This window comes from Vibrio lentus, assembly GCF_030409755.1.
Taxonomy (GTDB): domain Bacteria; phylum Pseudomonadota; class Gammaproteobacteria; order Enterobacterales; family Vibrionaceae; genus Vibrio; species Vibrio lentus.
In genome coordinates this window covers 69,225-87,865 of record NZ_JAUFQE010000002.1, presented here as the reverse complement: position 1 = coordinate 87,865, position 18,641 = coordinate 69,225, and the positions used below count along the sequence as shown (strand labels likewise).

Genomic DNA, 18,641 nt, shown 5'->3' with positions numbered 1-18,641 from the left:
CAAAATTTAAATGCAAATGTATTTTGCTTTCGTATGCACCATAGATAAGGGCTCACGAAGCCTTTTCAAGGGGGATACTGGATTTTTTCACATTTATTTTAATAAAAGGAATGATTAGACACGAATACATCTCATTACCTTAATGTGAGCCTCATAACTGGGTTGATCACCCAATAAAAAACGGAGCCACTTAGGCTCCGTTTATCTATTCAGGCTTTCCACTTAGATTTCATCTATAGAGGAAAAGTCTCTGATTATGCTTCTGCTTTCTTTAGCTCAGCTTCTTCGTTAGCTTCAACGCCGATTTCGTTTTCAGACTTAGCAACGATAGTGTTAACCGCAGTATCACCAACAACGTTAGAAGAAGTACAGAACATGTCACAGATACGGTCAACAGCAGCAACAATCGCTAGACCTTCTGGTGGCAAACCTAGTTGGTGCAATAGAACACCGACCATTACAACACCACCGCCCGGAACACCACCAGCACCGATAGACAGTAGCAAGATAGTTAGACCTAGAGTGAAGATGTCAGCAGTGTTGATTGGCTGACCAAATGCGTTTGCTACGAACATAGTTGCTAGTGCGATGTAGATAGATACACCAGACATGTTCATTGTTGCACCCAGTGGTACACCGAAACCTGCCACTGACTTAGATACGTTCAGTTTGTCCGTTAGAGTACGCATTGTTACTGGAATCGTCGCGTTCGAACTTGCCGTCGATAGTGAGAATAGAACTTGCTCACGAGTTGCACGTAGGAACTGCTTTGGAGAAATACCAGTGAATGAACCAACCATCATTGGGTAGAAGAAGAAAATCCAGAACACAAGCATTGCCACAACAAGCGCTACATAGCCAGCAACTGACATTAGCGTGTTTGCATCAAGTGTTGCACCTAGTTGAATCATCAGAGCAAATACACCGTATGGTGCAAGGCTCATTACTAGGCCGATAAGCTTCATCATGATTTCGTTAGCCATCTTGAATGTCTTGATAGCTGGGCCACCACGAGAATCAAGAGCTTGGATAGCAAGACCAGTCAGAATAGCCATGAAGATGATTTGCAGCATGTCGCCACTTGCAAAGGCTTCTACAGGGTTGCTAGGAACGATATTAACAACAAGAGAGAAGATATCTGGCGTTTCAGTTGTTGTAAGCGCAATTGTCTCAGAAACTGTACCCGCTAGATTCGCACCAGCACCCGGTTGGAAAATAAGACCAATCGTTAGAGCTGCTGAAATCGCGATGATGGTGTTAATAATGTAAAGACCAAAGGTTTTACCACCAAGGCGGCCAAATGAACGAATATCTTTTAGCTCAACGATACCGCAAACAATAGATACGTATACAAGAGGTACTACAAGCAACTTGATAAGTGATACAAACATACCACCAGCACCTTCAGCAGCGCCGAGTAAGTACGTATCAAAAATAGCAATGCCGCTGAATAGGTACTGAATAGCAGTACCAATAATTAGGCCAGCAAACAAGCCTACAAAAATCTTACTTGAGAGCGATTTGTCCATCGTTCTTCTCCAGTTTGTTGTGTTTAAAATTTGTACTTTTATAGTTATATATGCGACCAGAATCGCTATATTGCAGTGGATTTTACATACAAAGATAACAATTAAAAGCATTTATTTACAAAAACATTACAAGTGTGACATCGAAACATTTCTTACATTACAACCAGTTTCATAATATAAAACTCTAAATCATTGTTCTGGATAAAATAAAAAGAACGACATTCTTAATGCCATATTGGTGACTATTTACGTGGACTCTCAAGTTATAGGCATAAAAAAAGAGAGGCCTATGCCTCTCTTTCCATTTCACGTTAACCAGTGAATTATTTTGTCGCCGCTATTTTGTTACTTCACAATTACCATAATCAACTGCTTGGCAAACGGCCACTCAATTACTTAGCAACCATTACCATTGCAGGGCGAATAACACGGCCGTTAAGCTCGTAGCCTTTCTGCATAACAAACATTACAGTGTTTGATTCGTGGTCTGGGCTTTCTTGAATAGACATAGCTTGGTGGTATTCAGGGTTGAATGCTTCACCTTCAGGGTTGATCTCTGTAAGACCAAATTTAGCCACTGTGTCTACGAACGTTTTGTGAGTTAGTTCAACACCTTCAAGAATCGGCTTAACCGCTTCGTTCTCAGCATCTGCAGCTTGTACTGCACGCTCTAGGTTATCGATAACAGGTAGTAGGCCTTCAGCAAATTTGTTTAGCGCGTATTTACGTGCTTTATCCACTTCTTGCTCAGTACGACGACGCATATTCTCAACTTCAGCTTTAGCGCGTAGTACAGAATCTTGCTGCTCTTTCACTTTAGATTCGCTAGATAGCAGTGCAGCTTCTAGTTGAGCGATTTTTGCTTCTTGCTCATCAACAGACTCTTCATTCAGCTCAGCTTCTTCAACTTTCTCAGCTTCAGCAATGATTTGATCTAGCTCTTCTTCCGTTACTTTGTTTTCTTCGTTGCTCATGATCTCTCCAGAATTCGTTTTCAATGCAAGTGACAGGTGTGTTTGCACCCCAAATTGATATAAAACACTCGCATAGACGTTCAACTTGCCTTTATTATGGGGATGAAGAATTTTGATTCAAGCCTAATTCGTTTGGAAACGTTATGAAAAAGCCATTTGAAGTCATCGCCATTATTGGTAAACCTCGAGATCAGCAAGCAATTCAGACTCATAGAGAGCTCTACCAATGGTTAAGTGCTGAGGGTTATCAAGTGTTTGTTGATGACAGACTCGCTACTATTTTAGACGATATCCCCAAAGAACATTTTTCTAGCCTAATTGAACTAGGAAAACGTGCCGATCTCGCGATTGTTGTCGGTGGCGACGGCAATATGCTGGGTGCCGCTCGTATTTTGTCGCGTTTCGATATTTCAGTCATCGGTGTTAACCGAGGCAATTTAGGTTTTCTGACAGACCTAAACCCTGAAAACTTCCAAACCTCACTCACCGACGTACTTAAAGGTGAGTTTATGGAAGAAGAGCGATTCCTACTCGAAACAGAGATACATCGTCACGGCCAAATAAAAAGTCACAATGCTGCACTTAATGAAGCCGTGCTTCACCCAGGTCAAGTTGCGCACATGATCGAGTTTGAAGTTTATATCGATGACAGCTTCGCCTTTTCACAGCGTTCTGATGGCTTGATAGTATCGACCCCAACGGGTTCAACGGCCTACTCGCTTTCTGGCGGTGGTCCTATTCTGTCATCAAGCTTAAATGCAATTTCATTAGTACCAATGTTCCCGCACACACTTTCAAGCCGCCCACTGGTAGTGGATGGAAAACGTCGTATCAAGTTGATCGTATCGCCTGATAATCGCGGAACTCAGGAAGTCAGCTGCGATGGTCAAATCTCGTTACCTGTTTCTCCTGGTGATGAGATCCACATTTACCAAAGCCCGAATGTACTCAAGCTGATCCACCCTAAAGACTACAATTACTACCATGTTCTGCGTAACAAACTAGGCTGGTCGAGTAAGCTGTTCTAAACAAACGACTCTAGTAATAACCGAAATTTTAAAGGCTGACGACATTCGTCAGCCTTTTTTGTTACCAGTAAAAAGCCCGTCGGCTCTCGCTTCTCTGCAATTCCTTATACCTCCACTCCCGAGAGAGAGGAACGACTGAGTTGGGAATCTATAGCGGTTTCAGTGATCTACGGACGCGCTCAATTCTGAGATCGGTCACAAAAAATTTTCACCTGTCGACTTTACTGTATAAAGAAACAGTATATACTGAACTTATATACAGTATTGTTCAGTTATACAGGTAAATAAAAATGCTGGCTCATCTAAGTGTTAATAATTTCGCTATTGTTAAGTCTTTACAGCTAGAACTCTCTAAAGGCATGACAACAATCACCGGTGAAACTGGTGCGGGTAAATCTATCGCTATCGATGCTTTAGGCTTGTGTCTTGGAGGAAGATCCGATGCAGGAATGGTTCGACAAGGTGAAGAGAAAACCGAGGTCAGTGCCGCTTTTTTACTTGAGAACAATCTGCATGCTACCCGCTGGTTAGAAGACAACGAACTGCTTGATGGCAGTGAGTGCATCCTGCGCAGAACCATCTCAAAAGAAGGTCGTTCTCGTGCATTCATCAACGGCAGCCCAGTGCCTCTTTCACAATTAAAATCGCTTGGACAGCTGTTGATCAACATTCATGGTCAACACGCGCACCATCAATTGATGAAGAGTGACTATCAAATGGCGATGCTTGATCAATACGCAGGTCACTTGAACCTATTGAAGTCGACACGTAACGCTTACCAATCATGGCGACAAGCCGATAACCACTTAAAAGAGTTACGTGAAAATAGCCAGCAAAATCAAGCTCAAAAACAACTTCTTGAATACCAAATCAAAGAGTTAAATGAGCTGTCTATTGGGGAGGAAGAATATGAAGACCTCGAACAAGAGCATAAGCGCCTCTCCAATAGCGGAGAATTGGCCACAACCTGCCAACAAGCTATCGAGCTTATTTATGAAGGCGAAGAAGTTAATGCGCTTGGTATTCTGCAATCGGCCAATCACTCCCTGATTCAGTTAGCTGAGCTAGATGAAAGGTTGGCTGAGCTACCGAACTTGCTTTCTGAAGCGATTATTCAGATTGAAGAAACCAACTACGAATTAAGAACATACCTAGACAGCATTGATGTTGATCCCGGTCGTATGGCTTACGTTGAGGAACGCTTTTCAAAAGTGATGTCGATGTCTCGTAAACACCACGTGTTACCTGAAGAGCTTTATAAGCACCATCAAGACTTATTGCAACAAGTTGAAGCGCTGGATTGCTCTGATGAAAGATTGGAAGAATTAGCCAACGAGGTAGAAAACCAATACCAATCGTTCGTTGCTAAATCAGAGAAGCTTCATAAATCTCGAACTCGTTACGCAAAAGAACTCAACAAGCTGATCACGCAAAGCATGCATGAACTGAGCATGGAAAAAGCGCAGTTTGCCATTGAAGTGAACAACACCAACACACACCCTTCTCCATTGGGTATGGATAACGTGACCTTCATTGTTTCGACCAACCCAGGTCAACCAATGCAGCCGATTGCGAAAGTGGCCTCTGGTGGTGAGTTATCACGAATCTCACTGGCGATTCAGGTGATCACAGCGCAAAAAGTGGATACACCAAGCCTGATTTTCGATGAAGTCGATGTGGGTATCAGTGGACCAACCGCTGCGGTTGTCGGAAAAATGCTACGTAAGCTGGGCGAGTCTACACAAGTGATGTGTGTGACGCACTTACCTCAAGTTGCCGGTTGCGGTCACCAACAGCTGTTTGTAGCGAAGAACACGAAATCAGGTAAAACCGAGACTCAAATGCACACGCTTGATGAACAACAACGCGTTTCAGAGCTTGCTCGACTGCTTGGTGGCAGTCAGATTACCGAATCGACGCTTGCCAATGCAAAAGAGTTATTAATCGCAGCATAGGTTACATATTCAGCAACTTTCTGATAATTTACCGAAAATTCTTGGCAATTTTGCAACTTAATTCAAAATTGCCAGTCATAACAAGCTCAAAGCGCAAGGAGCTTTTTACTTCTTGCTGGAGCTTGTTTATTATCAGGCAGTATTTTAGCGAAGAAAGATCTCAAACTATGCGAATTAAAAAGTGGTTAGTTGCAGTTCCACTTGCACTAACAATGTTGACCGGTTGCTCTCTACTAGAGAAGTTGGTTTATCGAATTGACATCAATCAGGGTAACTATGTTGAACAAGAAGCTGTCGATCAGCTCAAGTTTGGCATGACAAAAACACAAGTTCGTTACGTTATGGGCTCACCTATGCTTATCGAAAATGGCTACCCAGATACGTGGTACTACATTTACCACCACCAAAAAGGCCATAACGACCCTATTCAGAAAAACCTTGTCGTGAACTTTGATGCCACTGGCACTCTAGTAACGATCAATGGTGACTTTGAAGCCAGTGATGAGTTCTTCGAAAGCCTTCGCTAGCTTTCCAGTCAACAAAGCTCTCAGTCAACAAAGCAAGAATCGCAAAAGCCTGCTCACGAGCAGGCTTTTTAATATCTGTTAACAAATTAGTTGTGTTGTCTAACCAACAGGCACAAAAAAGCTCGCCAACATAGCGAGCTCTCTTCTTAGTCAAACTTGTTTGGCATTACGATTTAGCAGCGGCCGCTTTTGCTTGTTCAGCACGCTTACGGCGAATCTCTTTTGGATCGGCTAACAGTGCTCGGTAGATTTCGATACGATCTTTATCGCGAACCGTCGCATCGAGCTTAACGTTACGGCTGAATACGCCAACCTTGTTTTTCGCTAAGTCGATCTCTGGATACAGTTCCAAAACACCAGACTGTGCGATGATCTCTTCCACGGTTGCGTTCTTGTTCACCACCAAGGTAAACACACGCTGCTCGTGCGGAAGCGCGAACACAACTTCTACGTGGATCATATCTGATTCAATAGTCATGGCTTAGTAAACCTGTTTCGCGCGTTGAGTAAAAGCACTGACCATATTGCTCGTCAGCTCATTGAAAATCTTACCAAAAGCCATTTCAATCATTCGACTAGAGAATTCAAACTCCAACTTAAGCTCAACCTTACACGCTTGCTCATCGAGCGGAGTAAAATACCAACCACCCTGCAGCTTTTTGAACGGGCCGTCCACCAGTTCCATCAAGATCTCAGCACCATCCGCTAAGCGGTTAGAGGTAGTAAATGTTTTGCTGATCCCCGCTTTAGAGACATCAACCGAAGCCACCATAGTTGAATCTGAAGATTCGATCACACGTGAACCAGAACACCCTGGCAAAAACTCGTGATAACGAGCAACATCATTGACCAAGCTGAACATCTGGTCGGCACTAAACGACACTAATGCTGAACGAGTAACCTTTGGCATATAGACTCCTGTTAAAGACAGCGTTACATTAACACAAACTGCAATTTTAATTGTATTGGGCCAGAGCGCAAATAAAAAGGATTCCCCAACTAGGGTGCAATCCGTATAATGAGGCCATTATGGCAAAGAATAAATCAAAATCAAAAGCCGGTAGCAATACCATTGCGCTTAATAAGAAAGCTCGCCACGAATATTTCATCGATGATGAGATAGAAGCGGGGCTTGAGCTACAAGGCTGGGAAGTAAAATCCCTACGTGAAGGCAAAACCAATATCGCAGAAAGCTACGTCTACATCCGAGACGGCGAAGCATTCATCAGTGGTATGACGATCACTCCGCTAACTCAAGCGAGTACTCATATCGTGGCGAACCCAACACGCATCCGTAAACTACTAATGTCGAGAAAAGAACTCGATAACCTTATCGGTCGTATTAACCGTGAAGGCATGACACTTGTCGCAACCGCGCTTTACTGGTCTCGCTCTTGGGCGAAGATTAAAGTTGGCGTAGCGAAAGGTAAAAAGCTGCACGATAAACGTACTGATATGAAAGAAAAAGATTGGGCGAGAGATAAAGCACGAATTATGAAGAGTAATTTGCGTTAATTTTAAGCACTTAAACGCACAGTGCTAGACAGGCAAAGCTTTTCTGGTACTATGCAAATAACACTTGGGGCTGATTTAGGATTCGACAGGAATTTTGAAGTCTGAGGTGCATGCCGTGGGGCGGTTGGCCACGTTAAAAGCCGCAAAAAAATAGTCGCAAACGACGAAAACTACGCACTAGCAGCTTAATAACCTGCTCAGAGCTCTCTTACCCTAGCTTCCGCTCGTAAGACGGGGACCAATAAGAGATCAAACCCAAACTAGCTAGCGCGGATTCTCCCACCTGAGAGGAAAAGCGCGAATAACAATTCAGGTTAGCCTTTAACTAGCGTGTCGGTTCGCAGGTTGCTGGTGAAATTAAAGATCGACTAAGCATGTAGTACCAATGATGAATGATTTTTGGACGCGGGTTCAACTCCCGCCAGCTCCACCAAACGTTTGGAAAGGGCCAACTCGAAAGAGTTGGCCCTTTTTTTATCTTCATTTTACTTGCCACAATATGACAAATTACATTGCTAACAATGAGTTACCATTAGCACACCAACAATAAAACCAGACACTCAATAAAAAACCACACATCCCATTGCTGAAATGTGTGGCCGTTTAGAGCTGTTCTGTTACGAACTTAGATAAGTTTAGGTGTTAATCCATATCACCCAGTAAGTAATCTTCATCGCTACTCACTACCGCGCCGTGCTTCAAGAAGTTCTTACCTAGGATCATGCTGTATTCAAAACGAGAGCGATCTTGAAGGTTTACTCTCACCTCTTTCTCTAGATCACCCAACTTCACCTTCATTTCTACCACTGGGCGAATGTTCACCTTCTCGCCTTTCTTAGCTTTGATGCGCATTACATCAATCACTGGCTTAGTGAAGTCTTGCTTATCGCCTTGGTTGTTTTGATAGGTAAAGCTCACCATGTCTTGGCCGTCTTTCTTAAATCGTTTGATGTTGACTGCGTTCATTGAGCTTACATCTGCTCCAGTATCCAACTTGGCCGGGAACTTCATGCCGTTGACTTCAACAACTTCGATGTGCCCTACTTTAAACAAAGGCTCCGATTTCAAAAGATAATCAGATCGAGTATTCACATAAACCCCATCTTTCGCCATCTTCTTACCTAAAACAAAGTAGGCCTCTTTCTCATTACTGTTAAGCACATCGATAGCAAACTCTTGTTGGCGAACTTTACCAGCGCCCAAAAACTCACCACTTACCACCGGACGAGTATCATCACCGACCTTAAGCTTCTTAATAATTGGCTTTGTTATCTTCTGCTTCTCACCATTTACATCTGTAAGATAAAATTCAACAGAAGCCTCTTTGCCTTTACCTGTCATTTCAAAACTGTCGACCTTCAACAAAGGCGTGTTGACAGTAAATGAAGCAACAGCCTTCATAGGGAAACCATCTAATGTGATATCTTCTTCCGGTGAGATAATCAGTGGCTCAGTCTTTTTCGCAACCTCGCTGAAATTCTCAGATCCTTCAGAAAGAATATTTTCAGCATTGGTATCAATCATGAAAAGTTCGCTTGCGGTGCTTGTACCAAATCTCAACTGTGACTCGCTACTCGAGCGATCACGTAGGTACACCAGAACGTCTTTAGTTGTGTTTTCGTCGAGTTGGACTGGTACATATACCAGAGGTCTCTTTTTACCACTCACGCTTAACATACGAACTAATGGCAGTGTTATCTCTTTCTGTTTGCCATCGTTGTCGAACATATCAAACGTCACTTCACTGTTCTTCTTATCTACATCGATGTCTTTTGCATGAAGAATACTGTAGCGATTCTTTAAGGAGAAGGTCGCGTTCATCGCCATTCCGGAGATAGACACCACCTCTTTACGGCCAACAACCGTCGCGTTTTCCTGCTCTTGCAAATAGTCGTAACCAGCAAACACTAAGGCGTTGTCAGCAAGAAAAGTTTTGCCGATCAGCACTGGTGCAGAGAAGTGGCTTCTGTCGGTCAGGTTAACGTCTGTTTTTAACTCTTGATCCGCAATGGTCAGCGACATCTTAACCGTAGGACGAAGCAAAGGCGTACTGCTGGTACGGCTTCGTATCATGCTGACACGCTCTAAAGGCGCTTTAATTAATACCATGTCACCCGTACGTGGGTTTTGAACCTTGAAAGAGACCACCGCTTCATATTTTGCAAAGGTACTGCCATCCCAATCATCGTAATCAACATCGGAATTGTTCAACAGGTCTTCGGTTATTGCCGCCATCAACTCTTTGTCTTTGAGGTTTTTGTAGTCGGCATTCGTGCTCTTCACATGAATGTCTTCCGCATGCATAGAAGTGGTTTCTGCACCGGTATCAATTTTACCAATGAAAGGAACGTCTTTAAGCCCTTGAACACTAGAAAGGTACACATTCTCTGTACGGCCTAATACCGCCTTACCATCGAGTTCGTAGGTCGGGTTTTGAGTGGTGTGTGAAGTGTCTGTAGCCAAAGAATATTGTGAAAAAAGTAGAGTGCTTAAAAGAGTTAGAGCCAAAGGTATCTTTTTCATTAGTTGGTCCGTTGTGATCAGTTCACTAATAATACTGGCGATTCGGCAAAGAGTTCCCCCACCAGCAATGGTTCTCACAAAACGTTAACGCTATGAGTTTTTCAATGACAAACCGATGACTTTTCGCTGCATTCGCTTGTAGATTATTGACTAATGGATACCCAATAACCTTTTCAATACGTGGTGTTCTATTGAAAAAATGAATACAAAAAAGGCCAACGACAAGCGCTGACCTTAGCTATTCAAAACACACCTGAAGCGAGTTTAACTTGCTAAAACACAAACGGTTCTAGATAAACATAGCACTAAAAAGTCCCGACTGTTTTCTTTGCACAGATAGCTCGAGCTTTTTCTGCGTTCTCACCTTTATTTTTGAGATAGCACTGTCGATAAGATTCGACGTAGCGCTCAAATAACACTTTGGCTTCAGGTTGTGGTTTAGAGAGCAGTTGGTTAACGAACTTTCTTGAGCCGACCTCAAAGTGCTGAGTATCGATTGGGGCATTCCAATCCCCTCCCCAGATCATAAAGCCATGATGGGCAAAAAGCTCAACTACATCTTCTGCCATGCCACTACGTTCAATTTCATCACGCGCGCGAAAACGAGTACGATTCACATAGCGAGTCGCAGATTGTGAAGGCTTTACCGTGATTCGTCCGTTGCTATCGAACTCTAAGAAAGGGTTTTGAACCGGGTTGATGTCGATTGCCACACCATAGGCATGTTTCGACCAAGCACCTCCGCCTGTAATAGGACGAGCGTTAAAGGCGCTGCTGTTGTTCGCGTCCATTGAGGCGCTATCATCACCTCTGAATTCACGCATTAGGCGAGCGGAATGAAGAGGGAAATTGCGCTGTTTAAGCTCTGAAAAGATTTGTTCAACAGCAGGCGCAATAACATCAAGCACGATCATATTGCCCTGTTGCGTTTCCCCTTTGAAGTTAATGAAATCGAAATCCACCTTGGATAGTCGCTCACAACCCACGGGCGCACCATTACTCAAGACATTGTTCTTTTTCATCATGTCGCATTGCCATTGAGATATAGGAGCAACTTGAGCATAACTCGCAGCACTGAGCACAGTGGCCAGACAGCCGACAATAAAACGTTTCATATCAAAGACTCAAAAATAGTAAGAGTGAAAGGTAGCAGAAGTTGGAAAATAGCATACTAAGCCAAGTTGAGGGCACGTTTTGTTAGCGCGCTTTATTCCAATAGACAATCTCTCTAACTCGTCCGTTCTGATCCTTGTCAGCTTCTCCACCAACATCAGAAAGTTCAGGTAAGGTCGATAATTGCGGAGCGTAATAGGCGATCAACATCAGTACAAAAGCATCGTAAATATCATCTATCGCGACGTCTTTACGCTTGGTATTTGAAATGGCCAACGACAAGCCTTCACACCATTGAGGGGCAAGTTGCTGAATAATAGAAAGTCGTTCCTCTTTGCCTTCTTGTGTTCGTTTGGAAAACGTCAGCGGTTCGTCTTTCAATGCTGCAAACACTACCTCAGGATGTGATTCCCTGATAGAAAGATTGGGATGAGTTTCAATGAGCTCATCAAGCTCGCGGATCTTGGGCACAATTCCCCAAGTCTGTTTAGAAAACTTCTTATCAAGCTGCTCCACATTGGCATTACATCCCGCAATGTAATCGGTTTGGTAAACCGCCTCACGACACGGCACCGGAAAAACGGAAGAGCCACGCTTACTGGTGAGAAAACGTCTTGCCGCTTTATCGCATAATCTATCTGGAGTAAGCGAATCGCTAAAGCCAATTGGCATATCGATTAACGTTGTTGCTCCCGTAAGATCTGTAATCAATTCATCAAGCGTGTTTACCACCTTGAACTCAGGGAGATCTTTGCCAGAGACAATCCAAGCGATCCAACCCGCCTTGCAGCCATCAATTCCGATGTATTCCATTGTGTTCTCAAATTACGTGCCCATGTTATTTACGTACTGTCGCTAACTATCGACTTTGAATCAACTTAACTCCGGTATATATACCCACAATGATACTCAACACAGAAAAAACACCCGCCAACGACAGTACTGGCATCGCCACTAACAGCTGAGTATCGTTCCCGCCACCGGCCATTACGGCTCCAAATCCCATAAGCACACCCGCAACTAAGTGCTTGCCCAATCGACGTATAGAGCTCAACCTCAAAGAAAAGGATCCAGTAAATAACGCGGCGCTAACCATTCCAACTAACAACGAGATCATCAATATAAAACGCTCGCTGCTTGGCCAATCTTCAACTCTTCCATGCCAGAGTGAAGTACCCATAGATTTCAATAAACCACTTGGCGTCCAGTGCGGTTCATACGTGAAAACAAAGCCTGCCATCAACCCAATCCCCAACATTGAGAACCATAACTTGCGATTTACTGCATTCATGAAGTAGCAACTCACCACAATAATGAACGAAATGATCCCAAGGAATGCATATCGGGAAAAATCAGATAATACCAACCGAGATCCTTTTAACTCCGTAGGCAACACTGGGGCAAACAACAACCAAGCAACGAACCACCCTAATATGGTCGCCAACATAACCACTTCGCCACGAGCTAAACGACTCACCGTCGATACCCCACAACCACTATTAATCGCCGCTCCGATACCAAATAAAAAACCGCCGAACAATGAAAACAGACTCGGCCAAAACGCAGAAGATAAAGCTCGTCCTTCCACTGCCGAACCTAATGCCATAAACACCCAAGCCAATGAGCCACTAAACACAATCGCGACAATCAACATTGGTGATCCGCTTGTCGCCTCTTTAACGCCCCGAACCATGCAAAGGCCGGTAGTTTGGGCGAGGTATCCCACCAGAAAGATGCAGAGCAAAGCGAGAATAAACAACATACATGGCCTCCGAATTGCGTTGATTTTATTATTGTCGTTGGTTAAATATAGTCAGAACATCCAATAACAACGTGCAAGGACAAGTCTGAACAGGGATAATTGTTTTGATAATTAAACCAACCTCAAGCACCCAGCCGATAAAAGACTAATGACCACATACTCGTACATAGACATCCCATTCAACCTGCGCCACACCTGTTGGTTTTGTGGTGAACCTTCCAATGATGTTGTTGAATTCCCTAAGACTGCACAGGCTATTGCCAAGATAGACTATTCACCGATTGCACTGCCAGCTTGTAAGGAGTGCGCGAGTGTTAGGTATGCAAAAGATCTAACTTCGATTTGGGCTGTGCGCGATCAGATAAAACACGCACTCATCGATAAGTACGCAAAGCACCTAGGGATTGGTGAAAATTGGACGGAACAAGAGCTTATTGATTCAGATTTCTCTGGCTCGACACTTGGCGGGTTTGGGCGCAGTGCTTGGAAGATGTATCAAATCGCCAAGCAACGCGTCGATTATAAAGGTTGGCCTTTGTCGGTTGATGACATTGTAATAGAGGTCTACGACGAAACCAGTGGCTTTGAATTCGACGGTACTCGCTATGCTTCAATCAATTCGTGTATCGATTATTTCACCAAGGCTGCGGGCGTAGACAAAGAGCTGCTATCGCAACTTGTCGACATCGTTTCAACAGACCGTTTTAGCTACGCGCTTCGAATCGCCAAGCTGAATAAGAATGTCTCTAATACCAAACGCTCAGAGATCATCGAAGAGGTGTTACAGCAAGAGTCTGAGCAAGAAGAGATACTGCTTGAACAAGCCAATTCACTGTTCAACCCAAATGTCGAAGAGGTCAGCATTTCAGGTTCGACGGCTCCGGTGTTCGCTATTCAATGGGCAATGATGAATAACGTTAAAGATTTAGCTCACCTTTGTTCACTCGAAGACGATTATTTTGACTATTTCGAACACCTTGGTGGCCCTGCAGCTTTCATGTCCTATAACGGCCTACAACTCTATTTAGAGTCGCGTCAAGATCCTGAATGGGTAGAAAAGTCGGATCCAAATAAACAGTATTGGTGAACATGCCTCGCTACTGGTGAACACGTGTAAGCTCGATGTTCGTGTTAAACACCCATTGTTAGTCCTTGTTTTATATAAAGATCTAAAAAAAGCCCCCTATAACAGTTAATTGTTGCAATTCGGTTAAATAGAGTGAAAACTTCAAGCATCTAAAACTATTTAATCATTGCAATCTTGCGGTGAGTAAGGAGTGAATTGTGCTTGCTGTTCTTCGTATTATTTTGGCTACGGTGTTTATTATTTTCACCACTCTATGTGCTTTTGTTTACTGCTTGTTTAGCCCTAAGAACCCTAAACATGTGTACGTTTTCTGCCGTTGGTTCAATCAACTACAAAAGATCGTCGGTGTAAAACTGGTGCAGCGCGGCCTAGACAATGCACCGACATCAGAAAAAAGCGTCTACATCTCTAACCACCAAAGCATATTAGACTTTGTGACTGACCCTGGGATGCTAAGGCCTCGTACCGTTTCTTTAGGCAAGCGCGACTTGTTGTATGTGCCTTTCTTTGGGCTGCTGTATTGGATCACCGGTAACATCATGATTAACCGCGAAGATAAGTCCAAAGCACGCGATACCATCAAGCAAGTGGCGGAAGCCATTCATCAGCGAGATCTGTCTGTTTGGGTTTACCCTGAAGGAACGCGCAGTAAAGGGCGTGGACTACTGCCATTCAAGACGGGCGCTTTCCGAATGGCGATTGAAGCCGGTGTGCCTATCACCCCGATGTGTACCAGCACCACACACAATAAGATTGACCTCAACCGAGTTAATAATGGCATTGTGATCACCGAGATGCTTGAACCTATAGATGTATCCGGATACAAGCTCAGCGACGCAAGAGAGTTAGCGAATCGCTGTCATGCCTTAATGGCAGAAAAAATAGCAGAGCTTGATGCCGAAGTGGCTCGTTTAGAGGCGCAACAAAACCCAGAACTGGATTCAGACGGTTCTTCTACGAACTAACTCGCAGCGAACCCACTGAGTCATCGCTCAGTTACTTAAAAAGACACTCAACGATCGCAACTCTCATTGTTCTTGTTTTACATGCCGGCGCTTATCCGCAAAATAAAAACAGGCGTTAATGGCTTTATAGAGCAATGGGAGTAAACGATGGAAGTGATTCACCATGGCGGCAAACATACCGTCACAGGATCTTGTCACGAATTAAGAGATTCAGGCCAAGCGGTGCTCATCGATTGTGGCCTTTTTCAAGGTTTAGATCTTCAAGGTAAAAAGCTTCAAGGTGAAGATACACGCCCTCTTGATATTGAATTTGAAACTTCCCACCTTAACGCTCTGCTGCTGACTCATACTCACATTGATCATATTGGTCGATTACCTTGGTTGCTTGCCAGTGGCTTTAACCAATCAATTTATTGCACTCAGGCGACGGCTGAACTCGCTCCTTTAATGATTGAAGATGGCTTAAAACTGCAAGGGCTCAGTCATAAACAATCCAAACTCATCCTTAAAAAAATTCATTCGTTGATTGCTCCTAAGCCTTATGGGGAATGGTTTCCAATTGTCTCTAAACAGCAAAACGACGGAAAGGATCATCATAGGCCAAATACTCTGTATGCTCGTTTTCAACCTGCAGGGCATATCTTAGGTTCCGCCTATATTGAGCTTAAGTTACCAAACCAAGAAGTGGTGGTCTTTTCAGGCGACTTGGGCCCAAGTAATACGCCATTGCTGCCGGATCCAAAACCACCACAACAAGCCGACTATCTGTTTATCGAATCGACTTATGGCACTAGCACGCACGACGATATTGCTTCACGCTCTGAACGCCTCAAAGCAATTATTGACCGTTCATTACTCGATGGTGGTGTCATCCTGATCCCGGCATTTAGTATCGGCAGAACACAAGAACTGCTGTTTGATATTGAAAACCTGATCTTTGAGCATCAACTCAGCGCCGATATTCCTATCATCCTCGACTCGCCTATGGCAGAGAAAGTAACGCGATCCTACCGACGCTTTAAAGAGTTATGGGGTCAAGAAGCTAAGCAGCGCCTTGAAGTGAAACGTCACCCACTCGCTTTTGAACAATGCATTACTGTTGATGGGCATAGAATGCACAAAAAAATCGTTAACCGCCTCAAGTCGACAGGTGAACCTGCGATTGTTGTTGCAGCTTCTGGGATGTGTCAGGGCGGCAGGATCATGAACTACTTATCGGCTTTGCTTCCAGATAAACGCACCGATGTCATTTTAGCGGGATACCAAGCACACGTAACGCTCGGGCGCGAGTTGCAACAAGGTAAAACACAGGTTTTTATTGATAACAAAGACGTTGAGGTTAATGCTCAAATTCATGGTATGTCTGGCTACTCGGCTCATGCCGATAAAGAGGACCTCAACCGATTTATAGCAGGAATTTCCGTTCCACCAAGAGAAGTGCATTTGATACATGGCGAACCAAATACTCAGTCTGAGTTCGCTCAAGAATTACTTAAACAAGGATTCAAGGTTGTTTGAAGTTGCGACCAAATTCGCGACATCCTCTTTGATAAAGATTAAAACTGCCGTAATCATGCCCTCAAGAATGCAGCCACTTAGGCCTGCCCACGGACTCGATGTCGGTGATATGTTCTAGCTTATTCCACCCTACCACTTACATAACAGCCGTTCATGCTAAGCAGGTTTGAACACTGTTTTTCTCAATTTCTTTTCTTCTGTATACCTCAAGTTACCCTTTTTGTATTAATCACTATTTATTCACTCTGCAAAACACCCACAAACAAAACAAGTTGCATATAAAGTTAAATGAAACGATTATCGAATTAGAACTAAGCGTTAACAAACCCCCTCTGTAACTTGCTTTATGTCACAGTAATCCTAATGCGCAGTTAAATAATTTAACACTTGGGTTACAAGTGAAGTATTGTGTTGTTCGAAAAACAATCATAAGTAAAACTAACAGGGAAAATACTCATGCAGTCATTCGTTGATTTTTTGAATGGAATAATCTGGAGTCCAGTACTTATCTACCTATGTTTAGGTGCAGGTTTGTTCTACTCCATCATGACTCGATTTGTTCAAATCCGTCACTTCTTTGAAATGTGGCGCTTGCTACTATCGGGTAAAAGCTCATCAAAAGGCATCTCGTCTTTCCAAGCTCTAGCCGTTTCGCTATCTGGCCGTGTCGGTACAGGTAACATTGCTGGTGTTGCTGCCGCTATCGGTTTCGGTGGCCCAGGTGCAGTATTTTGGATGTGGGTTGTAGCTTTCTTTGGCGCCGCGACTGCTTACGCAGAATCTACGCTAGCGCAAATCTACAAAGAAGAAGACGAAGGCCAGTTCCGTGGTGGTCCGGCTTACTACATTGAAAAAGCAATGGGTCAGAAGTGGTACGCATGGATCTTCGCTATCGCGACTATTTTTGCATGTGGTATTTTGCTTCCAGGTGTTCAGTCAAACAGTATTGGTAATGCTGTAGAAGCTGCATTTGGTTCAGGTGACATGATTGAAACAGCTATCGGTACATTCAGTTTCGCTAAAATTTTCACTGGTACTGTTGTTGCTATCATCCTTGCTTTCATCATCTTTGGTGGTGTTAAACGTATTGCGAACTTCACACAAATCGTTGTTCCATTCATGGCATTGGCTTACATCATCATCGCGTTCGTTATCATTCTGCTAAACATCGGCCAAGTGCCAGCTGTTTTCGCAATGATCATCGGCGATGCATTCACACCTATGGCTGGCTTCGGTGCTGCAATTGGTTGGGGTGTTAAGCGTGGTGTTTACTCAAACGAAGCGGGTCAAGGTACTGGTCCTCACGCGGCAGCGGCTGCAAGTGTTGATCACCCAGCTCAGCAAGGTTTGGTACAAGCGTTCTCTATCTACATCGATACACTTCTAGTATGTTCAGCTACAGCGTTCATGATCATCATCACTGGTGCTTACAACGTTCATGGCGGCGCTGAAGGTGTCTTCCTTGTACAGAACCTAGCAGCAAACATCGGTGCGAATGGCCCTGTGTTTACACAGCTTGCTATTGAAAGTGCGCTACCAGGTATTGGTAAGCCGTTCATCGCATTTGCTCTGTTCTTCTTCGCATTTACAACGATTCTTGCTTACTACTACATTGCAGAAACGAATATTGCTTACCTACGTCGTACCATCAAGATCCCTGGCATGATGTTCGTACTTAAGCTTGTTCTTATCACTGCAGTTTTCTATGGCACAGTTAAAACCGCGAACCTTGCATGGGCAATGGGTGATGTTGGTGTTGGCTTGATGGCATGGTTAAACATCGTAGGTATTCTGATCATCTTCTTCATGTCTAAGCCAGCGCTTAAAGCACTTGCTGATTATGAAGAGCAACAGAAACAAGGCGTAACTGAGTACACATTTAACCCTGTAAAATTAGGCATCAAAGGTGCTACTTACTGGGAAGAGAAGTACAAGCGTAAAACAGGTAAGTCTCCTGAAGCAGAAGCTGCAGACGGTAAACCTGTAGAGCAGCCTTCATCGTAAGATTGCTTTTACAAATAGTTCGCTTTAACTCGCGCTATTAATAACGCATAAAAAAGGGGTTAGCCATTTCGGCTAACCCCTTTTGTTTTGTTCATAACAAATCGCTGTTTATAACAAACTAACTGTTCCCAAGTTAGAGTA

Annotated in this window: 16 protein-coding genes and 1 other RNA gene; 9 read left to right on the top strand and 8 right to left on the bottom strand. The window is 43.7% G+C overall.

The genetic code is table 11. The features are described 5' to 3' along the window. Positions 1-254: 254 nt before the first annotated feature. Together QWZ07_RS08745 and grpE are read right to left on the bottom strand one after the other, a co-directional pair. The gene (locus tag QWZ07_RS08745; RefSeq protein ID WP_017106603.1) at positions 255-1,529 is read right to left on the bottom strand and encodes a dicarboxylate/amino acid:cation symporter; all 1,275 of its coding nucleotides are present in this window, start codon (positions 1,527-1,529) and stop codon (positions 255-257) included. Between the two features lie 392 nt (positions 1,530-1,921). Then, complete coding sequence (grpE, locus tag QWZ07_RS08740) at positions 1,922-2,503, bottom strand: nucleotide exchange factor GrpE (RefSeq protein ID WP_065104990.1); 582 nt, start codon at positions 2,501-2,503, stop codon at positions 1,922-1,924. Positions 2,504-2,646: 143 nt separating this feature from the next. Between grpE and nadK the strand changes: the two genes are divergently transcribed. The 3 genes from nadK (at position 2,647) to bamE (ending at position 6,013) form a co-directional block, all read left to right on the top strand. Next, the gene (nadK, locus tag QWZ07_RS08735) at positions 2,647-3,531 is read left to right on the top strand and encodes an NAD(+) kinase (RefSeq protein WP_017106601.1); all 885 of its coding nucleotides are present in this window, start codon (positions 2,647-2,649) and stop codon (positions 3,529-3,531) included. A 290-nt stretch (positions 3,532-3,821) separates the two neighbouring features. Further along, entirely contained in the window at positions 3,822-5,486 is a 1,665-nt protein-coding gene (gene recN / locus QWZ07_RS08730; RefSeq protein ID WP_192853442.1) for a DNA repair protein RecN, read from the top strand. Positions 5,487-5,653: 167 nt separating this feature from the next. Next, a complete protein-coding gene (gene bamE, locus QWZ07_RS08725; RefSeq protein WP_009848326.1) occupies positions 5,654-6,013 on the top strand; it encodes an outer membrane protein assembly factor BamE in 360 nt (119 codons plus the stop codon). A gap of 166 nt (positions 6,014-6,179) precedes the next feature. Here the strand turns inward: bamE and QWZ07_RS08720 are convergent, their stop codons facing one another. After that, positions 6,180-6,491, bottom strand: coding sequence for an RnfH family protein (locus QWZ07_RS08720; RefSeq protein ID WP_004735158.1), 312 nt, complete (start codon positions 6,489-6,491; stop codon positions 6,180-6,182). Positions 6,492-6,494: 3 nt separating this feature from the next. Beyond that, positions 6,495-6,923, bottom strand: a complete 429-nt coding sequence (locus QWZ07_RS08715; RefSeq protein WP_017106599.1) for an SRPBCC family protein — start codon at positions 6,921-6,923, stop codon at positions 6,495-6,497. 119 nt (positions 6,924-7,042) lie between these two features. Here QWZ07_RS08715 and smpB point away from each other — a divergent pair, with 119 nt between their 5' ends. Beyond that, positions 7,043-7,528, top strand: coding sequence for an SsrA-binding protein SmpB (smpB, locus tag QWZ07_RS08710; RefSeq protein WP_004735156.1), 486 nt, complete (start codon positions 7,043-7,045; stop codon positions 7,526-7,528). 66 nt (positions 7,529-7,594) lie between these two features. Then, positions 7,595-7,961, top strand: a transfer-messenger RNA (tmRNA) gene (ssrA, locus tag QWZ07_RS08705). A 209-nt stretch (positions 7,962-8,170) separates the two neighbouring features. Here the strand turns inward: ssrA and QWZ07_RS08700 are convergent. The 4 genes from QWZ07_RS08700 to QWZ07_RS08685 form a co-directional block, all read right to left on the bottom strand. Further along, on the bottom strand, positions 8,171-10,051 hold the full coding sequence (locus tag QWZ07_RS08700) for an ATP-dependent zinc protease family protein (RefSeq protein ID WP_192853441.1): 1,881 nt from the start codon (positions 10,049-10,051) through the stop codon (positions 8,171-8,173). Positions 10,052-10,356: 305 nt separating this feature from the next. Beyond that, positions 10,357-11,166 (bottom strand): M15 family metallopeptidase, encoded by an 810-nt coding sequence (locus tag QWZ07_RS08695; RefSeq protein ID WP_192853440.1) that lies wholly within the window; start codon positions 11,164-11,166, stop codon positions 10,357-10,359. An 82-nt stretch (positions 11,167-11,248) separates the two neighbouring features. Continuing rightward, a complete protein-coding gene (locus QWZ07_RS08690) occupies positions 11,249-11,977 on the bottom strand; it encodes a DUF429 domain-containing protein (RefSeq protein WP_192853439.1) in 729 nt (242 codons plus the stop codon). A gap of 46 nt (positions 11,978-12,023) precedes the next feature. Next, entirely contained in the window at positions 12,024-12,857 is an 834-nt protein-coding gene (locus tag QWZ07_RS08685; RefSeq protein WP_372197246.1) for a YeeE/YedE thiosulfate transporter family protein, read from the bottom strand. Positions 12,858-13,074: 217 nt separating this feature from the next. On the opposite strand from QWZ07_RS08685, the gene QWZ07_RS08680 reads away from it, so the two are divergent. The 4 genes from QWZ07_RS08680 (at position 13,075) to QWZ07_RS08665 (ending at position 18,500) form a co-directional block, all read left to right on the top strand. Further along, the gene (locus QWZ07_RS08680) at positions 13,075-14,013 is read left to right on the top strand and encodes a hypothetical protein (RefSeq protein WP_192853438.1); all 939 of its coding nucleotides are present in this window, start codon (positions 13,075-13,077) and stop codon (positions 14,011-14,013) included. Between the two features lie 197 nt (positions 14,014-14,210). After that, complete coding sequence (locus QWZ07_RS08675; RefSeq protein ID WP_017080293.1) at positions 14,211-14,978, top strand: 1-acylglycerol-3-phosphate O-acyltransferase; 768 nt, start codon at positions 14,211-14,213, stop codon at positions 14,976-14,978. A 147-nt stretch (positions 14,979-15,125) separates the two neighbouring features. After that, positions 15,126-16,496, top strand: coding sequence for an MBL fold metallo-hydrolase (locus QWZ07_RS08670; protein WP_192853437.1), 1,371 nt, complete (start codon positions 15,126-15,128; stop codon positions 16,494-16,496). Between the two features lie 456 nt (positions 16,497-16,952). Then, the gene (locus tag QWZ07_RS08665; protein ID WP_065105004.1) at positions 16,953-18,500 is read left to right on the top strand and encodes an alanine/glycine:cation symporter family protein; all 1,548 of its coding nucleotides are present in this window, start codon (positions 16,953-16,955) and stop codon (positions 18,498-18,500) included. Positions 18,501-18,641: the final 141 nt, after the last annotated feature.

What these genes read in the sequence shown, in the direction of transcription:
- QWZ07_RS08745 (WP_017106603.1), bottom strand. Translation starts at nt 1,529, where the DNA reads ATGGACAAATCGCTCTCAAGTAAGATTTTTGTAGGCTTGTTTGCTGGC.
- grpE (WP_065104990.1), bottom strand. Translation starts at nt 2,503, where the DNA reads ATGAGCAACGAAGAAAACAAAGTAACGGAAGAAGAGCTAGATCAAATC.
- nadK (WP_017106601.1), top strand. Translation starts at nt 2,647, where the DNA reads ATGAAAAAGCCATTTGAAGTCATCGCCATTATTGGTAAACCTCGAGAT.
- recN (WP_192853442.1), top strand. Translation starts at nt 3,822, where the DNA reads ATGCTGGCTCATCTAAGTGTTAATAATTTCGCTATTGTTAAGTCTTTA.
- bamE (WP_009848326.1), top strand. Translation starts at nt 5,654, where the DNA reads ATGCGAATTAAAAAGTGGTTAGTTGCAGTTCCACTTGCACTAACAATG.
- QWZ07_RS08720 (WP_004735158.1), bottom strand. Translation starts at nt 6,491, where the DNA reads ATGACTATTGAATCAGATATGATCCACGTAGAAGTTGTGTTCGCGCTT.
- QWZ07_RS08715 (WP_017106599.1), bottom strand. Translation starts at nt 6,923, where the DNA reads ATGCCAAAGGTTACTCGTTCAGCATTAGTGTCGTTTAGTGCCGACCAG.
- smpB (WP_004735156.1), top strand. Translation starts at nt 7,043, where the DNA reads ATGGCAAAGAATAAATCAAAATCAAAAGCCGGTAGCAATACCATTGCG.
- QWZ07_RS08700 (WP_192853441.1), bottom strand. Translation starts at nt 10,051, where the DNA reads ATGAAAAAGATACCTTTGGCTCTAACTCTTTTAAGCACTCTACTTTTT.
- QWZ07_RS08695 (WP_192853440.1), bottom strand. Translation starts at nt 11,166, where the DNA reads ATGAAACGTTTTATTGTCGGCTGTCTGGCCACTGTGCTCAGTGCTGCG.
- QWZ07_RS08690 (WP_192853439.1), bottom strand. Translation starts at nt 11,977, where the DNA reads ATGGAATACATCGGAATTGATGGCTGCAAGGCGGGTTGGATCGCTTGG.
- QWZ07_RS08685 (WP_372197246.1), bottom strand. Translation starts at nt 12,857, where the DNA reads ATGGTTCGGGGCGTTAAAGAGGCGACAAGCGGATCACCAATGTTGATT.
- QWZ07_RS08680 (WP_192853438.1), top strand. Translation starts at nt 13,075, where the DNA reads ATGACCACATACTCGTACATAGACATCCCATTCAACCTGCGCCACACC.
- QWZ07_RS08670 (WP_192853437.1), top strand. Translation starts at nt 15,126, where the DNA reads ATGGAAGTGATTCACCATGGCGGCAAACATACCGTCACAGGATCTTGT.
- QWZ07_RS08665 (WP_065105004.1), top strand. Translation starts at nt 16,953, where the DNA reads ATGCAGTCATTCGTTGATTTTTTGAATGGAATAATCTGGAGTCCAGTA.